Annotated in this window: 15 protein-coding genes; 7 read left to right on the top strand and 8 right to left on the bottom strand. The window is 68.9% G+C overall.

The genetic code is table 11. The features are described 5' to 3' along the window. Positions 1-3: 3 nt before the first annotated feature. From ACG02S_RS14220 to ACG02S_RS14205, 4 genes are read right to left on the bottom strand one after another with little or no spacing between them, the layout of a single operon-like run. Positions 4-1,080 (bottom strand): alpha/beta hydrolase, encoded by a 1,077-nt coding sequence (locus ACG02S_RS14220; protein WP_394471113.1) that lies wholly within the window; start codon positions 1,078-1,080, stop codon positions 4-6. Between the two features lie 2 nt (positions 1,081-1,082). Continuing rightward, positions 1,083-2,270: a (R)-mandelonitrile lyase gene (locus ACG02S_RS14215; RefSeq protein ID WP_394471112.1), complete on the bottom strand. Its 1,188-nt coding sequence runs from the start codon at positions 2,268-2,270 to the stop codon at positions 1,083-1,085. Then, positions 2,267-3,697, bottom strand: a complete 1,431-nt coding sequence (locus tag ACG02S_RS14210) for an MFS transporter (RefSeq protein WP_394471111.1) — start codon at positions 3,695-3,697, stop codon at positions 2,267-2,269. The genes ACG02S_RS14215 and ACG02S_RS14210 overlap by 4 nt, the downstream gene beginning before the upstream one ends. A gap of 8 nt (positions 3,698-3,705) precedes the next feature. Further along, complete coding sequence (locus tag ACG02S_RS14205; protein WP_394471110.1) at positions 3,706-4,557, bottom strand: aldo/keto reductase; 852 nt, start codon at positions 4,555-4,557, stop codon at positions 3,706-3,708. A 119-nt stretch (positions 4,558-4,676) separates the two neighbouring features. Here ACG02S_RS14205 and ACG02S_RS14200 point away from each other — a divergent pair, with 119 nt between their 5' ends. Further along, the gene (locus ACG02S_RS14200; RefSeq protein WP_394471109.1) at positions 4,677-5,660 is read left to right on the top strand and encodes a LysR family transcriptional regulator; all 984 of its coding nucleotides are present in this window, start codon (positions 4,677-4,679) and stop codon (positions 5,658-5,660) included. A 199-nt stretch (positions 5,661-5,859) separates the two neighbouring features. Here ACG02S_RS14200 and ACG02S_RS14195 read toward each other — a convergent pair whose 3' ends face one another. From ACG02S_RS14195 to ACG02S_RS14185, 3 genes are read right to left on the bottom strand one after another with little or no spacing between them, the layout of a single operon-like run. Continuing rightward, positions 5,860-6,687, bottom strand: a complete 828-nt coding sequence (locus ACG02S_RS14195) for an SGNH/GDSL hydrolase family protein (protein ID WP_394471108.1) — start codon at positions 6,685-6,687, stop codon at positions 5,860-5,862. Continuing rightward, positions 6,687-7,976: a sugar MFS transporter gene (locus ACG02S_RS14190; protein ID WP_394471107.1), complete on the bottom strand. Its 1,290-nt coding sequence runs from the start codon at positions 7,974-7,976 to the stop codon at positions 6,687-6,689. The genes ACG02S_RS14195 and ACG02S_RS14190 overlap by 1 nt, the downstream gene beginning before the upstream one ends. Then, positions 7,973-8,608 carry an isochorismatase family protein gene (locus ACG02S_RS14185; RefSeq protein ID WP_394471106.1) on the bottom strand — a complete coding sequence of 212 codons (636 nt, stop codon included), beginning with the start codon at positions 8,606-8,608 and terminating at the stop codon, positions 7,973-7,975. Before ACG02S_RS14185 ends, ACG02S_RS14190 begins: the two co-directional genes overlap by 4 nt. 195 nt (positions 8,609-8,803) lie before the next feature. Between ACG02S_RS14185 and ACG02S_RS14180 the strand changes: the two genes are divergently transcribed. The 6 genes from ACG02S_RS14180 to ACG02S_RS14155 all read left to right on the top strand — a co-directional run bounded on the left by ACG02S_RS14180 (position 8,804) and on the right by ACG02S_RS14155 (position 14,735). After that, the gene (locus ACG02S_RS14180; protein WP_394471105.1) at positions 8,804-9,661 is read left to right on the top strand and encodes an IclR family transcriptional regulator domain-containing protein; all 858 of its coding nucleotides are present in this window, start codon (positions 8,804-8,806) and stop codon (positions 9,659-9,661) included. Positions 9,662-9,752: 91 nt separating this feature from the next. Continuing rightward, positions 9,753-11,171, top strand: a complete 1,419-nt coding sequence (leuC, locus tag ACG02S_RS14175) for a 3-isopropylmalate dehydratase large subunit (RefSeq protein ID WP_394471104.1) — start codon at positions 9,753-9,755, stop codon at positions 11,169-11,171. Next, entirely contained in the window at positions 11,171-11,788 is a 618-nt protein-coding gene (gene leuD / locus ACG02S_RS14170) for a 3-isopropylmalate dehydratase small subunit (protein ID WP_394471103.1), read from the top strand. The genes leuC and leuD overlap by 1 nt, the downstream gene beginning before the upstream one ends. Positions 11,789-11,814: 26 nt before the next feature. Then, positions 11,815-12,678 (top strand): isocitrate lyase/PEP mutase family protein, encoded by an 864-nt coding sequence (locus ACG02S_RS14165; protein ID WP_394471102.1) that lies wholly within the window; start codon positions 11,815-11,817, stop codon positions 12,676-12,678. Positions 12,679-12,692: 14 nt separating this feature from the next. Then, positions 12,693-13,862: an alpha/beta hydrolase-fold protein gene (locus ACG02S_RS14160; RefSeq protein WP_394471101.1), complete on the top strand. Its 1,170-nt coding sequence runs from the start codon at positions 12,693-12,695 to the stop codon at positions 13,860-13,862. 21 nt (positions 13,863-13,883) lie between these two features. Then, a complete protein-coding gene (locus ACG02S_RS14155) occupies positions 13,884-14,735 on the top strand; it encodes a DUF1838 family protein (RefSeq protein WP_394471100.1) in 852 nt (283 codons plus the stop codon). Between the two features lie 81 nt (positions 14,736-14,816). Here the strand turns inward: ACG02S_RS14155 and ACG02S_RS14150 are convergent, their stop codons facing one another. Continuing rightward, a complete protein-coding gene (locus ACG02S_RS14150) occupies positions 14,817-17,303 on the bottom strand; it encodes a TonB-dependent receptor (protein ID WP_394471099.1) in 2,487 nt (828 codons plus the stop codon). Between the last annotated feature and the right edge of the window lie 39 nt (positions 17,304-17,342).

Genomic DNA, 17,342 nt, shown 5'->3' with positions numbered 1-17,342 from the left:
GCGTCAGTCGAGCTTCTTCTCGATGAGGAACGCGGACACTAGGTCGGCGATCTGCACGTTGTTCAGGTCGGACATGAGGAAGTGCGTGTTCCCTCGGACGCCAACCTCGGGGAGATGTACGAGGCGCGCGTCGCCCCCGTGCCGGTTGACGGCCGCGACCCACCGGCGCGCCATGGCCAGGCGCACCCGCCAGTTGTCCTGGCCTCGCTCGGACGTGGGCTCCACGGGGAAGTTGTCGCCGTAGTAGATGACGATGGGAACCCGGGTGAGCTTGAGGAAGTCCGCAAGCGATACCGCCTCGGGAGCCAGGGTCCCCGCAGCGCTGGGCATGACAGCCGGCAACTCACCCTGCGGGAAGATGAAGCCGCTGCCGGGCTCGAACGCCACGATGGCCTTGACGTTCGGGCTCTTCATCGCCGTCAGCCAACCCGGGCCGCCGGCCTGCGAGTGGGTGAACAAGATCGCAGGACCGACCTTGTCGAACAGCGCCGAGATCGCGTCTGCAATCACGCCGGCGTCGTAGGGCCCAGTGTTGGGTGTGACCGAGCGCAGGAACTGATTGAGCGTCTCAGGGCGCCGATCAAACTGCACGTTGTCAAAGTAGTTCGGCCACTTACCGATGCGGAACTGGTCGAAGAAGAGCTGGTCGTTGGGTGCTGGTTCAGTCGACGCGGCAACGGTGCTGTTGCCGGCGCGCCCTCGGCGCGGCTGATCGACGAGATAGACAGGGAAGCCGCGGCGCAGGAACAGGGTCTGGAAGCCCTCCCGGCCGTCCGAGGTGGTCTCCCAGCTGCGCGCGGACTGGAACGCGCCGTGCAGCATCACGATAGGCAGCGCCTTGGCGTGCTGAGGCACCTGGTAGGAGGCGTAGAGGTGATCTCCGTGGAAGCTCTGTCCCGCTGATGTCGGCTTGTTGTTGTCGTAAGTTCCAGGTGTGTGCTTGACGACACCGCCGACGGCGAAGCTGCCCTGCGACTCGATGACCAGAGGCCCCAGCGGCCGCGTGGCTTGTGTGGCACAGCCGGCGAGCAACGTGGCCATCGCGACGCCAACGCCATAGAGAATTCGGGTGATGTTCATGCTCAACCTTTCGATGCCGCCAGGGCCTGCGTCAGTGCTTGGTTTGCGCGGGCGGCGACCTCGGCGTTGACCGATTTACCCAGTGCCTGCACGAGTTGCCGCAACTGCGCGGCGGTTAGGCCCACGCGCAGGCTGGCGCGCATGTGCGAGCGCAACTGCGCCTCGGCCCCCGGCGTGGCCGCGAGCGCTCCGACGGTCGCAAGCTCGCGGCTCTGCCAGTCGAGGTTGTCGCGCTCGAAGATGTCGCCGAACAGGTGCGCCTGCAGGAAGCGGTTGATGACGGGTGCGAAGTCGAACACCGCGCCCTGCACCGGCCCGCCGGAAATCTCGGTCTGGTTCGCCGTACCGGCCGCGACGAGGTCGCCACCGGTAGCGACCATGCGACTGGGCTCGCTGCCCTGCTCGTCGTGCAGGCCTCGCTTCTGGCGTGCATCCGCGACCTTCATCAGCTCGCCAAGCGCGTTGAGGCTGCGCGGGAAGCCTGCATAGGCGTAGAGCTGCACCAGCACCTCCTTGGCCTCGCTGACGGTCAGGCCCGCATCCAGCCCCTGATTCAGTGCGGCATTCAGCCGAGGCATGTCGCTGCTCGCCATGAAGGCGGCCATCAGCGGGATGGCGATCTGCTTGGCGGACAGGGTTTCCGACGTCGGGTGGCTGCGGGTCAGGGCCTTGGGCTTGTCGCCGCCGCGCGCTTCGAGGCCGCTGCTGGAGAACGCGACCTGGTAGTCCTGATCGGTCACCTTGTCTTGCCAACTGACCGAGACGCCGTCCACCTTCTCGGCGATGGCAACGTGGGTCATCGGGCCACCCGGGCCGGCGCCGTGCCAGTGGCGCACGTTCGGCGGGATCGTGACGACATCGCCAGGCCGGATGGCACTGGCCGGCTGGCCCTGTTGTTGGACAAGCCCGAGACCCGCCGTCACGACCAGCGTCTGCCCGAGCGGGTGGGTGTGCCATGCGGTCCGGGCACGCGCCTCGAAGGTCACCGTCGCACCGCCCGCCTTGCCAGGAGGCAAGGCCTGGAAGGGCGAACTGATGCGCACGACGCCGGTGAAGTTGCCGGTCGAACCGGTGGCGGCGGGCTGGGCGGATGCCGCGCGAACTTCCACAACCGGTGCGACGGCGGCGGCCGACTCCGCACCAGCGGCGGAAGCAAGGCCGCTGAGGGCAAGGCAAAGCAGTGATTTCACGAGAGCACCTCCTGTTGTTGCGATTGACCACGACGGCGTGGCACGACGATGAGGAACCATGCCGCGAGCGTGGACAGCCCCAGCAGTAGCGCGGCGGTGTCCATCACTGCGGAGATGCGGTGGGCCAGGGCTTCCGTGCCTTGTGCATCGGCGGGCATGGCGCTGGCGAAGACCAGAACCAACAGCCCCAGACCGAGCGCACCGCCCAGTTGGTGCGCCACGTTGACGAGGCCCGACGCGGCGCCGGCGTCCTCGCGAGCAACCCCCGCCACGCCCGCGGCGGTGAGCGGCGCCAGCAGCAGGCCCTGGCCGAGTCCGATGAGCAGCATGGGCGGCGCGACGTTGACCCAGTAGCTGGCGTGTTCACCGGCCTGGCCGAGCCACAACAGGCCGACCACGCCCAACAGCAGACCGGCGATCAGGAGCTTCTCGCTGCCGAAGCGCCGAGTTAGCTTCGGCACTGCCATCGCCGAAGCGAAGTTGGGCAGCGTGACAGACAGGAAGGCGATACCCGCCTGCAAGGGACGCAGGTGCAGCACGCCTTGCAGGAATTGGGTGGAGAAGAACCAGAAGCCGACTGCACCGCCCAGGAAGAGCAGGCGGGCCAGATAGGCGCCTGCCCGCTCACGGCTGGCCAGCAGGCGCAGCGGCAGGATGGGGTGACGAACCTGCCGCTCGATCCACACGAACGCGCCGGTCAGCAACACGCCGACGACCAGGGCGCCCAACGCGAGTTCGTCATGCCAACCGCCCTCGGCCGCGCGAACCGGGCCGTAGACCAGCGCAGTCATGCCGAGCGTCGACGTCAACGCACCGCCAACGTCGAAGTGGCCGGCGTTGCGCGGCGTCTCGGCGATATGGCGCCGGGCAGCGACGATCAGCGCCAGCCCGATGGGCAGGTTGATGAAGAAGCCCGCTCGCCAGGACACGAGGTCGGCGAACAGGCCGCCCAACACCAGACCGAGCGTGGCACCGACGCCGGCCGCCGCCGCGTACAGGGACAGTGCACGGGTGCGCGCCGGGCCCTCGGCGAAATGGGTCGACAGCAAGGCAAGCGTGGAAGGCGCCAGCACTGCCGCGCCGACTCCTTGGATGGCCCGCGCTGCAAGCATCCAGCTCACGGACTGCGAGATGCCAATCGCCACCGACGCCGCAGTGAACAGCGACAGCCCAACGATGAACATGCGCCGCCGGCCGAGGATGTCGCCGGCACGCGCGCCCAGCAGCAGCAGCCCGCCGAACGCCAGCGTGTAGGCGTTGGTCACCCACGAGAGCTGGGCCGAGCTGAAACCCAGGCTGGCCTGGATGCGCGGCAGGCCGGTGATGACGATGGAAATGTCCACCACGATCATCAGGTAGCTGGCGACGATGATGGCCAGCACGGTGTTGGCGCTACGTGGCAGCGACTGGGATTGAGGCCCGGTCATGTGGGCCCTCAGAGGTCCAGCCTGCGTTCGGACATCCATTTGACGATGGCCGGATCGCGATGCGAGAAGAAGCTGCTGGTATTGGTGTCAAGGGCGGCGATGCGAGCCATCTCGGCGTCGTCGAGCTCGAAGTCGAAGACGGCGATGTTTTCGGCCATGCGCTCCTTGCGCACCGACTTCGCCAGCGCCACAACGCCACGCTGCACCAACCAACGCAGCACAACCTGTCCGATGGACTTGCCCGTGCGCGTGGCGATGTCGAGTAGCACCGGGTTCTGGAAGAGGCCGTTGCGCCCCTCGGCAAATGGGGCCCACGCTTCAGCCTGGACACCGAGGTCATGCATGAATGGCACGTTCTCGAGCTGCTGCTGGAAGGGGTTCACCTCGACCTGGTTGACGGCCGGCGCAATCTCGTTGAAAGCCTTGATGTCCATCAGCCGGTCCGGCTGGAAGTTGCTGACGCCGATGGCGCGCAGCTTGCCGTCCTTGTAGGCCTCTTCCATGGCACGCCACGAGCCGTGCACATCGCCGAAGGGCTGGTGGATGAGGTACAGGTCCAGGTAGTCCAGCTGCAGGCGGCGCAGCGACTTGTCGATGGCCTGCTTTGTGCGCTCGTAGCCTGCCTCCTGCACCCACAGCTTGCTCGTGACGAACAGCTGGTCCCGAGCGATGCCGCTGTCCTTGAGGCCCTGGCCGACCGCCTCCTCGTTCATGTAAGACGCGGCGGTGTCGATCAGCCGGTAGCCGACGTCGATGGCGTCCACCACGCTGCGGGCGCATTCCTTGGCGTCTGGGATTTGGAAGACACCGAAGCCCAGTTGGGGCATCTCGACGCCGTTGTTCAGGGTGACGTGTTGCATGGCGGGTCCTTCCGTTCGATAGATCGAACTCTAGGGACCGAACTCGCATCCGAATAGTGACATATAGGTTGTTTTATTGGCATCCAAATGGAGACAATACCGCGCAGGAGAAGCATGAAATGGCTATCAACGAACTGCGTTCCATCACGACGTTCATCAAGGCCGCGGAGCTGGGGAGCCTGCGCAAGGCGGCCCTCGCGCTCAGCATCAGTCCGCAGGCTGCCAGCAAGGCGCTGGCCCAGTTGGAAACCCACCTCAACGCGCGGCTGTTCCATCGCACGACGCGGGTGATGTCGTTGACGGACGCTGGCCAGCGGCTGCTGGAGGATGTGCAGCCGGCGCTGTTGGGCATGCAGCGCGCGCTGCAGAGCGCCCGAACTGCGAAGGACGAGTTCGCGGGGCCGCTGCGCATCACGGGGCCGCGCACGACCTTCCAGCCCGTGCTCTGGCGACTGGTGGACGAGTTCTGCGACCTGTATCCGGACATCCAACCTGACGTGTTGCTGGACGACGGGATCGGCAACTGGGTGGAAGACCGCGTGGACGTCGGGTTCCGGCTTGGACCATCACCCCATGAAGGCGTCATCGCACGACGGCTGTTTCCTGTTCAGTTGCCGATCTGCGGCTCACCCTCGTACTTCGAGCGGTTTGGCATTCCGGCATCCCTGGCCGACCTAGCCGACCATCGTTGCAGTGCCTACCGGCACCCAAGCACAGGGAAGGTCCTGCCGTGGCGGGTGAAGCTCGGCGACCAGCCGGGCGACCAGCCTGTTGTGCCGACGATTTGCAGCAACGACGAGCTGTTCGAACTGCAGGCCGTCCTGGCCGGCAAGGTTTTGGGTCAACTCGCGGGCGTGACGGCGGCGCCCTACATCCGCGCGGGGGAACTGGTGCCAGTGCTCGTGGAACACATGCCCGACTACGCCAGCTACTTCGTCTACTTCGGCAGCAGGACGTCGCAGCCCGCGCGCGCTCGCGCCTTCATTGACCTAGCGGTGCGACGCCTGACGGACAACTCCGACTACGTGCTCAACGACAAGGAGCTGAATCCGCGCGGCCGCAAGCGGGCCTCTGGCTCAAAGCGGGGCTCTCGTCAGGGCTGAGCGCGCACCTCTCCTGCGCTCTTTACACCGAAGTCAGCCAGATTCAGCCTGCCGAGCGACTGAAAGCTGGCCGGAACGGGTAGCTCAGGATTCGACGGCGAGAGACGGCTATCGCTGCAGTACGGCCATTCGCCGGCCCGATACGAATTGCCGCGAGCGATCGGCGCAAGCCCCTCGCTCCTCCCCCCCCCGCGCTGCCTCAGCGCCCCAACGCCTCGTGCAGCGCGCCCGCCAGCCCGGCCATCGCCGCAGCATTCGGGTGATACGGCGCCCCACCGGCAGGCGCCGGGTAGCCCCACATCCACGGCTCGCTTGCGCAGGCGTGGTGCTCGGCGGACAGACGGGAGGCCGGCAGCAACAAGGCGCCGGCCTCGCGGGCCGCCGCTGAGGTCACGGCGAGCAGACGGGCGGCCGTGCGGCGGGCCAGGTCGGCGGCGGGCTCGGGCAAAGGCGCCGCCTCGCACAGGCCGGCGGGCGGCAACACGGTCAGGTAGTCGACAAACACCAGCGTGGCCTTGGGCGCCCGTACGCGCACGGCGGCGGCCAGCTCGCGCAGCGAGCGCGCCAAAGCGGCAAAGTCGGCCTCGGTGGGCTCGGCCGCCGCGCGGCAGCGGCTGGCGGAAACGCGGCCTTGGGCGGCCAGTTTCCCGCAGGAGGCGGCAAGCAGGCCGCCGATGTAGCCTACGTCATTGCCGCCCACGGTGACCGTGACCAGCCGTGTGTCCGTCCCCAACGCGTCGATCTGCGCGGGCATTTCGTTCCAGGGCTCGAGCAGCGCGCGGGTGGTGGCGGCGCTGCAGCTCACGTCGTTCACGCGCAGCCCCCGCAGCGTCGCGAGTTGCTGGGCGTAGTTGGCCAGCGAGCGGGCGCAGCCCGGCGGCGCGTCTGGCGCATAGGGCAGCAGGCCAGGGCCGGCAGCGAAGGAACTGCCCATGGCGACATAGGCCGCCGACGGCTCTGCGGCTTGCGCGAGCACGGCGCTTGACAGCGCCAGCAACGCGGCGAGCACGCGATCAGGCAGATTCATCACGCGTCCTCGGTGCGATGCAGATGCGCGTACTTCAGGCCGAAGTAGACGATGAACAGATAGCAAGCCGCCGGCACCAGAAAGGACGTCTGCACGCCTGCCAGGTCGGCCAGCAGGCCCTGCCCGAACGGCACGATGGCGCCGCCGGCGATGGCCATGCACAGCAGGCCCGAACCAGCGCCGGTGGCCGGCCCCAGCCGGTGCAGGGCCATGCTGAAGATCGTCGGGAACATGATGGAGTTGCACAGGCCCACGGCCAGCAGCGCCCACATGGCCAGCGCGCCCTGAGCCTGCGTGGCGGTCAGGATCAGCAGCACAGAGGCCGCTGCGTTGAAGCCCAGCACACGGCCCGGGCTGATGTGGCGCATGACGGCCGCGCCGATGAAGCGGCCCGCCATCGCGCCGCCCCAGTAGTAGCCGACGTAGGGCGCCGCAGCGGCATGGCTGAGGCCGGCGATGCGGGCCTCGCCCATGAAGTTGATCAGGAAGCTGCCGATGCTGACCTCGGCGCCGACGTAGACGAAGATGCACACCACGCCCAGCAGCAGGTGGCGGTGGCGCAGCGCCTGACCCAGGCCGGCAGGCGCCGCGTCGGCGGCGTGGTCGGCGATGCGTGGCAGCCGCACCCAGGCGAACAGCAGGGCCAGGGCCAGCAGTGCCGCGGCCAGCGCCAGGTAGGGGCCTTGCACCAGCGCGGCCTCCTGGGCGCGGTAGGCCAGTTGCTGCGCCTCGGGCAGGCGGCCCAGTTCGTCAGCCGACAGCACCTTGCCAGGCAGGATGAGCAGGCCGCCGAGCACGGGGGCCACGGTGGTGCCCAGCGCGTTGAAGGCCTGCGTCAGCGTCAGCCGCGACGACGCCGTCTGCGGCGCACCGAGCGCCGTCACATAGGGGTTGGCCGCCACCTGCAGCAGCGTGATGCCGGCGGCCAGCACGAACAGCGCCATCAGGAACAGCGCATAGCCGCTGGCAGCGGCCGGGTAGAAAAGTGCACAGCCGCCCGCCGCCACCACCAGCCCGGCCACCGCCGCGCGCTGATAGCCCAGCCGCCTGACCACCGCGCCCGCCGGCAGCGACACGAGGAAGTAGGCGCCGAAGAAGCAGAACTGCACCAGCATGGCCTGCACGTAGCTGAGCGAGTAGACCGACTTGAGGTGCGGGATCAGCACGTCGTTGAGCGAGGTCAGCAGGCCCCACATGAAGAACAGCAGCGTCACGACGACAAGCGCGTGGCGATGGCGCCCGCCCTGCACGGCGGCGGCGCTGCCGGCCGGTGAAGTGGCGAAGCTCATGCGGCCACCGATGCGAGCAGAGCCAGAGCACGGGCCTCGTCGACCACCTCGGCGTACTTGGCCTGCAGGTCGAACAGGTTGGCCTCCTGCGGCCGCGGATCGCGCTCGCCGCAGGCCTCGCGCACGACGAAGGGCGCGAAGCCGTTCTGCAGCGCGTCCAGCGTCGTCGCGCGTACGCAGCCCGACGTCGAGTAGCCGGTGACCAGAACGGTGTCCACGCCCATCGCCACCAGCGTGGCCGCCAGCGACGTGCCGCAGAAGGCCGACGCGTACTGCTTGCTGACGACCACCTCGTCCGCGCGTGGCTCGATGCCGGCCGGGAAGGCGCCCAGCGGCGATCCCTTCAGAAAGCTGCGCAGCGCCGGCACCTTGCGATAGAACAGCCCGCCGTCGCGGCCCTCGGCGCCATAGACCACATTGGTGAACACCACCGGCACGCCGGCGGCACGCGCCGCTTCGATCAACCGCACATTGGGCGCCAGCGCGTCGACGAAGCCCTGCGCATACAGCGGACTGCCGGGCTGCACATAGGCCTGCACCACGTCGATCACCAGCAGAGCCGGGCGTTGCCCGAAAGGCAGCGTGCCGCCAAAGCCGGCGCGCTGGTAGTCGTCTTGGAGCGAGGCTGTCATAGCCGGCAATTTAGGGCGCGCCGCCTGCCGGGTGGCAGTGGGCTGCGGGCGTGTTCGGCAGGCGAACAGATCCGAACATGCAGGGGATTACCCAGCTGTAGTGCGAAAAACGCTGATCCACATTACGTTTTCGTGACTTGCTGCCGCGCGCCCTGCGCAGCCCCGAAGCGTCACCCAACGCAAACCGAGGACATCATGGAAAGAGGCGTTCCCATCCGCGCGGTCAGCCGCAGCATCGCGGTGCTCCAGTGCATCAACCGGCATGGCTCGCTGTCGCTGATGGAGATCGCGCGCTGGGTGGCGCTGCCCTACCCCACGACCTTTCGCATCATCCAGACGCTGCTGCACGAAGGCCTCGTCGAGTGCGAGCCGACGCGCAAGCACTACCGCGCCACGCAGCTGGTGCAGACGCTGTCGGTGGGCTACCGCGAGAGCGGCAACCTGCTGCTGCGCGCACGCCCGCACATGGTGGCGCTGACGCGCAAGGTGCAGTGGCCGGTGTCGCTGGTGACGCACGTGGGCCAGAGCATGATGGTGCGCGACTCCACGCACAGCGAGACGTCGCTGAGCTTCTGCAACTACGAGCCGGGCTACACGCTGCCGCTGCTGGAATGCGCGTCCGGCCACGCCTTCCTGGCCCATGTGCCGGACAGCGACCGCCTCAGCATGCTGGCCGGCCTGGAGACGCTGGAGCAGCGCAGCCACATGCTGGAGATGTTCAAGGGCGACAAGCTGGTGCAGCGCATCCGCGCGGACGGCTACGCCACCTGCGACCGCAACCCCCATTCCGCCGTGCCGCGCAAGACCTCGTCCATCGGCGTGCCGGTCTTCGAGGGCGATCGCGTGGTGGGTGCGCTGGCGCTGGTGTTCTTCGCCTCGGCCATGCCCACTGCCGAGGCGGTGCGCCGCTACGCGGACGACCTGAAGGCCGCCGCTGCCGCCATCTCCGAGGAACTGACGCACGACCTGATGATGACCGCCGTGCCCGCCGACACGCCGGCGCTGCCACAGCGGCTCGCCCGCGCGCCGCATGCGGCGGCGGCACTGAACTGAGAGTCCACAGGGCGAACAGCCGCGCAGCCCGGCAAGGCGCGCACGCGGGTGACTTGCAAACTGCGTACATGCCCAGCAGCTGCCCGCCCCCATGACACAGACCCTCTACGACAAGCTCTGGACCTCGCATGTCATCAGCGAAGAACGCGACGAACACGGCGATACGACGGCGCTGATCTACATCGACCGCCAGATGCTGCACGAGGTCAGCAGCCCGCAGAGCTTCGAGGGCCTGCGCGCCCGCGGCCTGGCGGTGCGCCGCCGCCAGACGCAGCTGGCCGTGGCCGACCATGCCGTGCCCACCCGCCACCGCGACCAGCCCATCGCCGACCCGCTGGCCCGCGAGCAGGTGGCGCTGCTGGAGCGCAACACCACCGCCGCCGGCGTGCGCTACATCCCGCTGACCGACGGCCGCCACGGCATCGTGCACGTCATCGGCCCCGAGCAGGGCTTCACGCTGCCCGGCATCACGCTGGTCTGCGGCGACTCGCACACCTCCACGCACGGCGCCTTCGGGGCGCTGGCATTCGGCATCGGCGCCAGCGAGGTGGAATGCGTGCTGGCCACGCAGACGCTGCGCCAGCGCCGCGCCCGCAACCTGCGCGTGCGCGTGAGCGGCGCGCTGCCGGCGAGCGTTGCTGCCAAGGACGTGGTGCTGGCCATCATCGGCCGCCTGGGCGCCTCGGGCGCGGTGGGCCACACCATCGAGTTCTGCGGCAGCACCATCGAGGCCATGTCCATGGCCGAGCGCATGACGGTGTGCAACATGAGCATCGAGGCGGGCGCCCGCAGCGGCCTGATCGCGCCGGACGACCGCACCTATGCCTGGCTGGAAGGCCGACCCATGGCCCCACGCGGCGCGCAATGGGAGCAGGCGCTGGACCACTGGCGCACGCTGCACAGCGACGACGGCGCCCACTTCGATCGCAGCGTCGACATCGACGCCGCCACACTGGCCCCACAGGTGACCTGGGGCACCAGCCCCGACCAGGTGCTGCCCATCGACGGCCGCGTGCCCGACCCGGCGCAGGCCGGCAGCGAGGCCTCTGCACGCAAGATCGCCCGCGCGCTGGACTACATGGGCCTGCGCCCCGGCACCGCGCTGCAGGACGTGGCGCTGGACCATGTCTTCATCGGCTCCTGCACCAACAGCCGCATCGAGGACTTGCGTGCCGCCGCCGCGCAGCTGCGCGGCCGCCGCAAGGCCGCGCATGTGAAAGCCATCGTCGTGCCGGGCTCGGCCGCCGTGGCCCGCCAGGCAGAAGGAGAAGGGCTGGACAAGCTGTTCACCGCCGCCGGCTTCGAGTGGCGTGCGCCGGCCTGCTCGCTGTGCGTGGCGATGAACGACGACCGGCTGCTGCCCGGCGAGCGCTGCGCCAGCACCAGCAACCGCAACTTCGAGGGCCGCCAGGGCGTGGGTGCGCGCACCCACCTCGTCAGCCCCGCCACCGCCGCAGCGAGCGCCATCGCCGGCCACCTGGCCGACCCGCGCCGCCTGGACCCCGCCTGATGCAAGCCTTCACCACCCTGCGCTCCGTCGCGGCGCCCATGCCCGACGCCGACATCGACACCGACATCATCTTCCCTGGCCGCTTCCTCGTGCTGACGCAGAAGGCCGGCCTTGGCCCCTACGCCTTCTACGAAAAGCGCTTCGACGAGACCGGCCGCGAGCGGCCCGACTTCGTGCTGAACCGCCCGCGCTGGCGCGGCGCGCAGATCCTCGTGGCCGGCCCCAACTTCGGCTGCGGCTCCAGCCGCGAGCAGGCGCCGTGGGCGCTGGCGGACCTGGGCCTGCGCTGCATCATCGCGCCGGGCTTCGGCGAGATCTTCCAGGCCAACTGCCTGAACAACGGCATGCTGCCCATTCGGCTGGGCGCGGACGACCATGCCCGCGCGATGGCCGCAGCCGAGGCCGGCCAGCCGCTGACGGTGGACCTGGCCGCCAGCACCATCACGCTGGCCAGCGGCGAGTCCATCCGCTTCGAGATCGCCGAACGCGCACGCCAGGCGCTGCTGGAAGGCCGCGACGAGATCGAGCGCATCCGCCAGGACGCCGGCACGCTGATCACCGCCTTCGAGGCGCAGCAGCGGCTGCGCCAGCCCTGGCTCTACGCCGGCAACGACTGACCCCTCTTTCTCAGGAACCCACCGACATGGCCAATCCCGTTTTCCGCCAGATGCTCGATGCCGGCGACTTCTTCGTCGTTCCCGGCATGCAGGACATGATCGCCACCGCCGTGGCCAACAAGGTGGGCTTCCCCATCGTCTACGGCAGCGGCTACTGGCTGACGGCCTCCAGCCTGGGCCTGCCCGACGCCGGCATCGCCAGCTACACGCAGATGCTGGACCGCATGGCCACGCTGGTGCAGACCAGCAACGCTGCCGTCATCGCCGACGGCGACACGGGCTACGGCGGCCTGCTGAACGTCGCGCACACGGTGCGCGGCTACGAGAAGGCCGGCGTCACCGCCATCCAGATCGAGGACCAGGAGTTCCCGAAGAAGTGCGGCCACACGCCGTTCAAGCGCTGCGTGCCGCTGGAGGACATGGTCGAGAAGATCAAGGTCGCCGCCGCGACGCGCGAGGACAAGAAGAACTTCCTCATCATCGCCCGCACCGACGCTCGTGCCGGCTTCGGCGTCGACGACGCGATGCGCCGGCTGGAGGCCTATGCCAGGGCCGGCGCCGACGTGCTGTTCTTCGAGGCGCCGCAGTCCGAGGACGAGATGCGCCTCGCCTGCGAGGCCTTCGACCTGCCGATGATGGCCAACATGGCCGATGGCGGCAAGACGCCCATCTTGCCCGCAGCCACGCTGAAGCAGATCGGCTACGCGTTCGCGATCTACCCGTCGATGACCAGCCTGGTGGCCGCCGCCGCGATGGAGACGGCGCTGCGCCAACTCAAGGACCACGGCCTGAGCCAGTCGCCCGATCTGCCCATGTTCGACTTCACGGAGTTCTGCAAGCTGATCGGCTTCCAGGAGGTGTGGGACTTCGAGAAGAAGTGGGCCCGCTGAAGGGAGAGCCGTTCATGAAGACCCGCAACTTCTCTCTGCTGCTGGGCGCCTGCGGCCTGGCGAGTTCCGCCGTGGCGGCCGGCCCAACTTGCGATGCCAGCTCGGCCCAGCGGTGGGTGATGTTCTACGACTCGGTCACGGTGCAGGCCGACCGGCGCGTGAGCTTCCGGCTGTGCGCACCCACGGCAGCGGCCGTGAAGCTCAGCAGCACCGAGATCAACGGTGTGCCCACCGGCTTCGACGGCAAGCCGCCCGGCCTGCCGATGGCCAGGGACGAGCAAGGCTTCTGGGCCGCGACGACGCCACAACCGCTGCCGGGCGGCGCCTACCGCTATGCCTTCAACGTCGACGGCGTCGACATGCCCGACCCGCAGGGCACGGCCTTCTCGCTGACCTACCGCGGCGCCCGCTCGGTGCTGGCGGTGCCCGGCCCGGAGTCGGCCTTCCACAGCCTGCAGCCCGGCGTGCCGCAGGGGCTGGTGTCGGTGCTGAGCTACGACTCGTCCACGCTGGGCACGCGACGCCGCGCCCATGTCTACACGCCGCCGGGCTACGAGGGCAACGCGAATCGGCGCTACCCGGTGCTCTACCTCGTGCATGGCGCGGGCGACAGCGACGACAGCTGGACCTCCATCGGCCAGGCCCATCACATCCTGGACAACCTCATCGCCGCCGGCAAGGCGAAACCGATGATCGTAGTCATGCCCTTCGGCCACACGCCGGACCGGCCGGGCGTGGACCGCTTCAACAACACTGACTTCGGCGACGACCTTGTCAAGGACCTGATGCCCGAGGTGGAGCGGCGCTTCCGCACCGAACCGACAACGGCACGACGTGCGATGGCGGGGCTGTCCATGGGCGGTGCGCACACGCTGAACTTCGGCCTGCCGCGCCCGGACCTGTTCGGCGCCGTGGGCGTCTTCAGCATCGGCCTGCAGGCGGGCGACAACGCCAGCGCCTATACCGCCCGCCATGCCGACGCGCTCAAGCGCCGCGCCGCCGCCAAGAGTGTCGTGTTCTACGCCTTCGGCAAGGAGGACTTCCTCTTCGCGATGGCCGAGCCGACGCGCCGCATGTTGGATGAGCACGGCATCGCCTACACCTACCGCGAAACCGGCGGCGGCCACACCTGGGTGAACTGGCGTGTCTACCTGAACGAGTTCCTGCCGCTGCTGTTTCGCTAACCCCTGCCGAAGAGGTTCTCAATGCCCTTGAACAATCCACCGATGGACCGCCGCCGCTGGCTGCAATGCGCCGCTGCGGTGGCCGCCGGCAGCACGCCGCTGCTGGCCGGCGCCGCTACGGCGGCAGCGCCCACCGGCCGCCTGCGCGACTACCTGCTGATGCGCGGCGCGCTCGACGACCGCCTCGTCGTGGCCGCGCTGACGGGCCAGTACTACGGCGTCATCGACAGCGAGCTGATCCCGATGTTCGGCGTGCTGGCGGTCACGTTCACGCGCTGGCGCCCGCTGGGCGACGGCCGCTGGCTGAGCACCAGCTTCGAGAACGCCTACTACACCGACGCGGACAGCGGCGAGGTGATGACGCAGTGGCGCAACCCCATCACGGGCCAGAGCGTGCCCGTGCTGGTGCACACCTCACGCCCCACCAGCCTGGTGCTGCATGAAGACCTCAGCCGCCACCACGTCAAGCCACTGCCGCCCGGGGCCGTGGCGGAGGACCGCGTCAGCAGCATGGAGGAGCTGGGCGGCGAGCTGGTGGCGAACCAGCGCGTGCGCACCGCGCTGGTTCGCCCGGCGCCGGCCGCGCCCTACCGCTACAGCGAGCTGGTGACCGTGCGCGCACCGCTGGCCGCGCTGCGCGACCCGGCAGCGCGGCAGGTGCCGGCCAACATGTCCTTCACCAACGTCAGCGGCTGGCGCCCCTGGCAGCAGATGCCGGCCGGGCAGCCGGGGCACATGATGGCCCATGGCGCCGGCCGCTACGGCCTGACGCTGGACGCGCTGCCCGCCCGCTGGCTGGCCGAGACACGCCGCAGCAAGCCGGGCTGGTGGGCCGACCCCGCCTCCCATCTGGAGGCGGTGTTCCGCGCCTGAGCTGCACCGCTGCAGGCACCATGACAAAGGCGCTCCTCGGAGCGCCTTTGTCGTTGCCGGGGCCCGCAGGCCCCCGTGGCTTCAAAAGCCGTAGCGCAGACGCACGCCCACGTTGCGCGCCTCCTGCACGGTGGCGATGAGCGCCTGCTGCGAGAAGTTCACCAGAGGCGTGATGCCCAGGTCCACCGTGCGGCCCACGCTGACCCAGCCGCGGTCGTCGGTGAGGTTGCGCACGAAGACTTCCACCGAGGTGTTGCCCTTCTCGAAGCCCCAGCGCGCGTCCAGCCGCGAGTAGGCCTTGGACTGGGCGAAGTTGAAGTCCGTCTCCCACTGCTTGCCGACATGGGTCAGGTCGCCGCGCAGGAAGCTGCTCCAGCCGCCGCTCAACCCGAAGCGGTAGGTGGTGTTGGCCGACAGCGTGAGCTTGGGCACGCGGCCGAGCGTGTTGCCGTCGAAGGAGACGGCCGTGCCGGTCAGCGCCAGCGCGCGGTTGGCGCCGTAGACGGATTGGCCGGCGGAGTTGTACTTGTCCCAGGTGGCGCGCTTCAGGTCCAGGTAGGCACCGGCTGTCCACTGGCTGGCGAGCTGGGCGTCCACCTGCAGCTCCAGGCCGCGGATGCTGGCGTCGTTGCTGAAGGTCACGCCGGCACCCGTCGCGGTGAAGGGGCATTCGGCCGTCCCGGTGGTCGCGCCGCAGGACGCCGGGTTGAAGATCGCGCTGGACGTCAGGCGGTTCTTCCACTTCTGCTCGTAGACGGCTGCCGAGTACTGCAGCCACTCCGTCACGCGCTGCTTGGCGCCCAGCTCCAGCGACTTGAGCTTGGGCTGCGGCGTGAAGTCGCCCAGCGTCGGGTAGATGCTGCGCATGTAGGCCTGACCGGCGGGCGAGGCGTTCACGTAGCCGGTGTTCACCGTCAGCGGCTGCACGCCGCGCGCCACGTTGACGTAGAAGGACAAGTCCTCGCTGGGCTTGAAACGCAAGGTCGTGCGCGGCAGCCAGTTGTCGACGGCGTTCGAGTAGACCGCGCCGCCGAAGGTCGTCGCCGCGATCTTGTCGCGCTGGCGGCGCGTCTCGAACGAGGCGGTGATGCGCCGGGTGATGTCGTACTCCACCGAGCCGTAGACGGCCGGCACCTTGGAGTCGAGGTTCAGGTAGTTGCCCGAGTCCCGCACGGCCGCTGTCGCACCTAAGGCCGAGTTCAGGTTGAGCTGGGACAGCTGGTAGGTGGACTTGAAGTAGCTGACGCCCACCACGCCGCGCAGCGCCGCCTTGGGGTTGGTGGACAGCCGCGCGTCGGCGGTGAGGTCGCGCGTGACGTTGGTCTGCAGCGCGTAGAAAGCCTGGGTCCGGGTGCGGTCCAGGTCGAAGATACTGGCCGAGTTGGCCTGGTTGTAGCCGACGTTGAAGGCGGCCTCCATGCCCAGGGGCAGCGAATAGCCGGCCTGCAGCGAGGCGCGCTTGATTTCGCGCGCCATGCCGGCGTGGTCCAGCAGCGGCGTCTTGGCCAGGAAGGGATCGGCCAGGCTGTTGTTGACGAAGGCGTCGTAGGCGCCGGCCGGGATGGCCGTGTTGGCATTGATGACGCCGCTGCCCACGTCCTCGAACGTTGGCAGGCTGCCGCAGAAGTAGGCGGTGCCCGGCGTGTACTGCACCGGGCTGCCATCGCGCCCGATGCCGGTGTAGGTGGCGCCAGTGCAGCTGGTGTTGCCGGCGGCGCGGATGAAGGCCGAGGCGGGCGTGGAGTCCTCGTCCTTCTGGTAGTGGCCGCGCAGCCGCAGCCACAGGTCGTCGGTGGGCGAGAAGTGCAGCGTGCCGGCGATGAACTTGGTGTTCTCGGCGCCCAGGTCGCCGCCGTCGGTGGCGCGGTATAGCGCGGCCTTGTGGCGGGAGCCGAAGGACAGGCGGCCGTTCAGCACATCGGTGAGCAGCGGCCCCTCGATGGTCACATCCACATCGTTGGAGCCACGCTGGCTCAACGACGCGTTGATCGTGCCGCGCAGCTCACCGGCCGGCTGCTTGGTGATGAAGTTCACCGCGCCGCCGAAGGTGCTGCGGCCGAAGAAGGCGTTCTGCGGGCCCTTGAGCACTTCCACGCGCGCCACGTCGTTCATGCCGATGCTGGAGACGCCGCCGGAGATGAAGATGCCGTCGATGAAGACGCCACCGGAGTTCTCCCAGGGGAAGTTCAACTCGCCCTGCAGCCCGCGGAAGGTCGTCACGCCAAAGGCGCGGCCCTGTGCGCCGGAGCCCTGGGCCGAGGTGAAGTTGAAGCCGGACTGGGTGGTGAGGTCCTTGATGTCGGTAGTGCCGCTGGCGCGCAGGTCCTTGTCGGAGAACGACTGGATGGACATCGGCACTTCCAGCATCTTCTCGCTGCGCTTGCGCGCCGTCACGGTGACGGTGGGCAGCGCGTTCGTCGACGCCTCTGCGCCAGCCGCGGGCTCAGTGGGTGCGGTCTGCGCGAGGGCAGTGCCGCCCGTCAACAGAGCGCAGGCCAGCGCCACGCCAGTGGGCACGAGCCTGACATGCTGGCGCGATGCGCCACGGGGCCATGGGTTCGGGTGCATTCGAATTTCTCCGTGATGGAAGTTGGGCAGCTTGTCTAG

It is taken from the genome of Pelomonas dachongensis, from assembly GCF_043555865.1.
Taxonomy (GTDB): Bacteria; Pseudomonadota; Gammaproteobacteria; order Burkholderiales; family Burkholderiaceae_C; genus Pelomonas; species Pelomonas dachongensis.
This window is presented reverse-complemented; position numbering and strand designations above follow the sequence as displayed.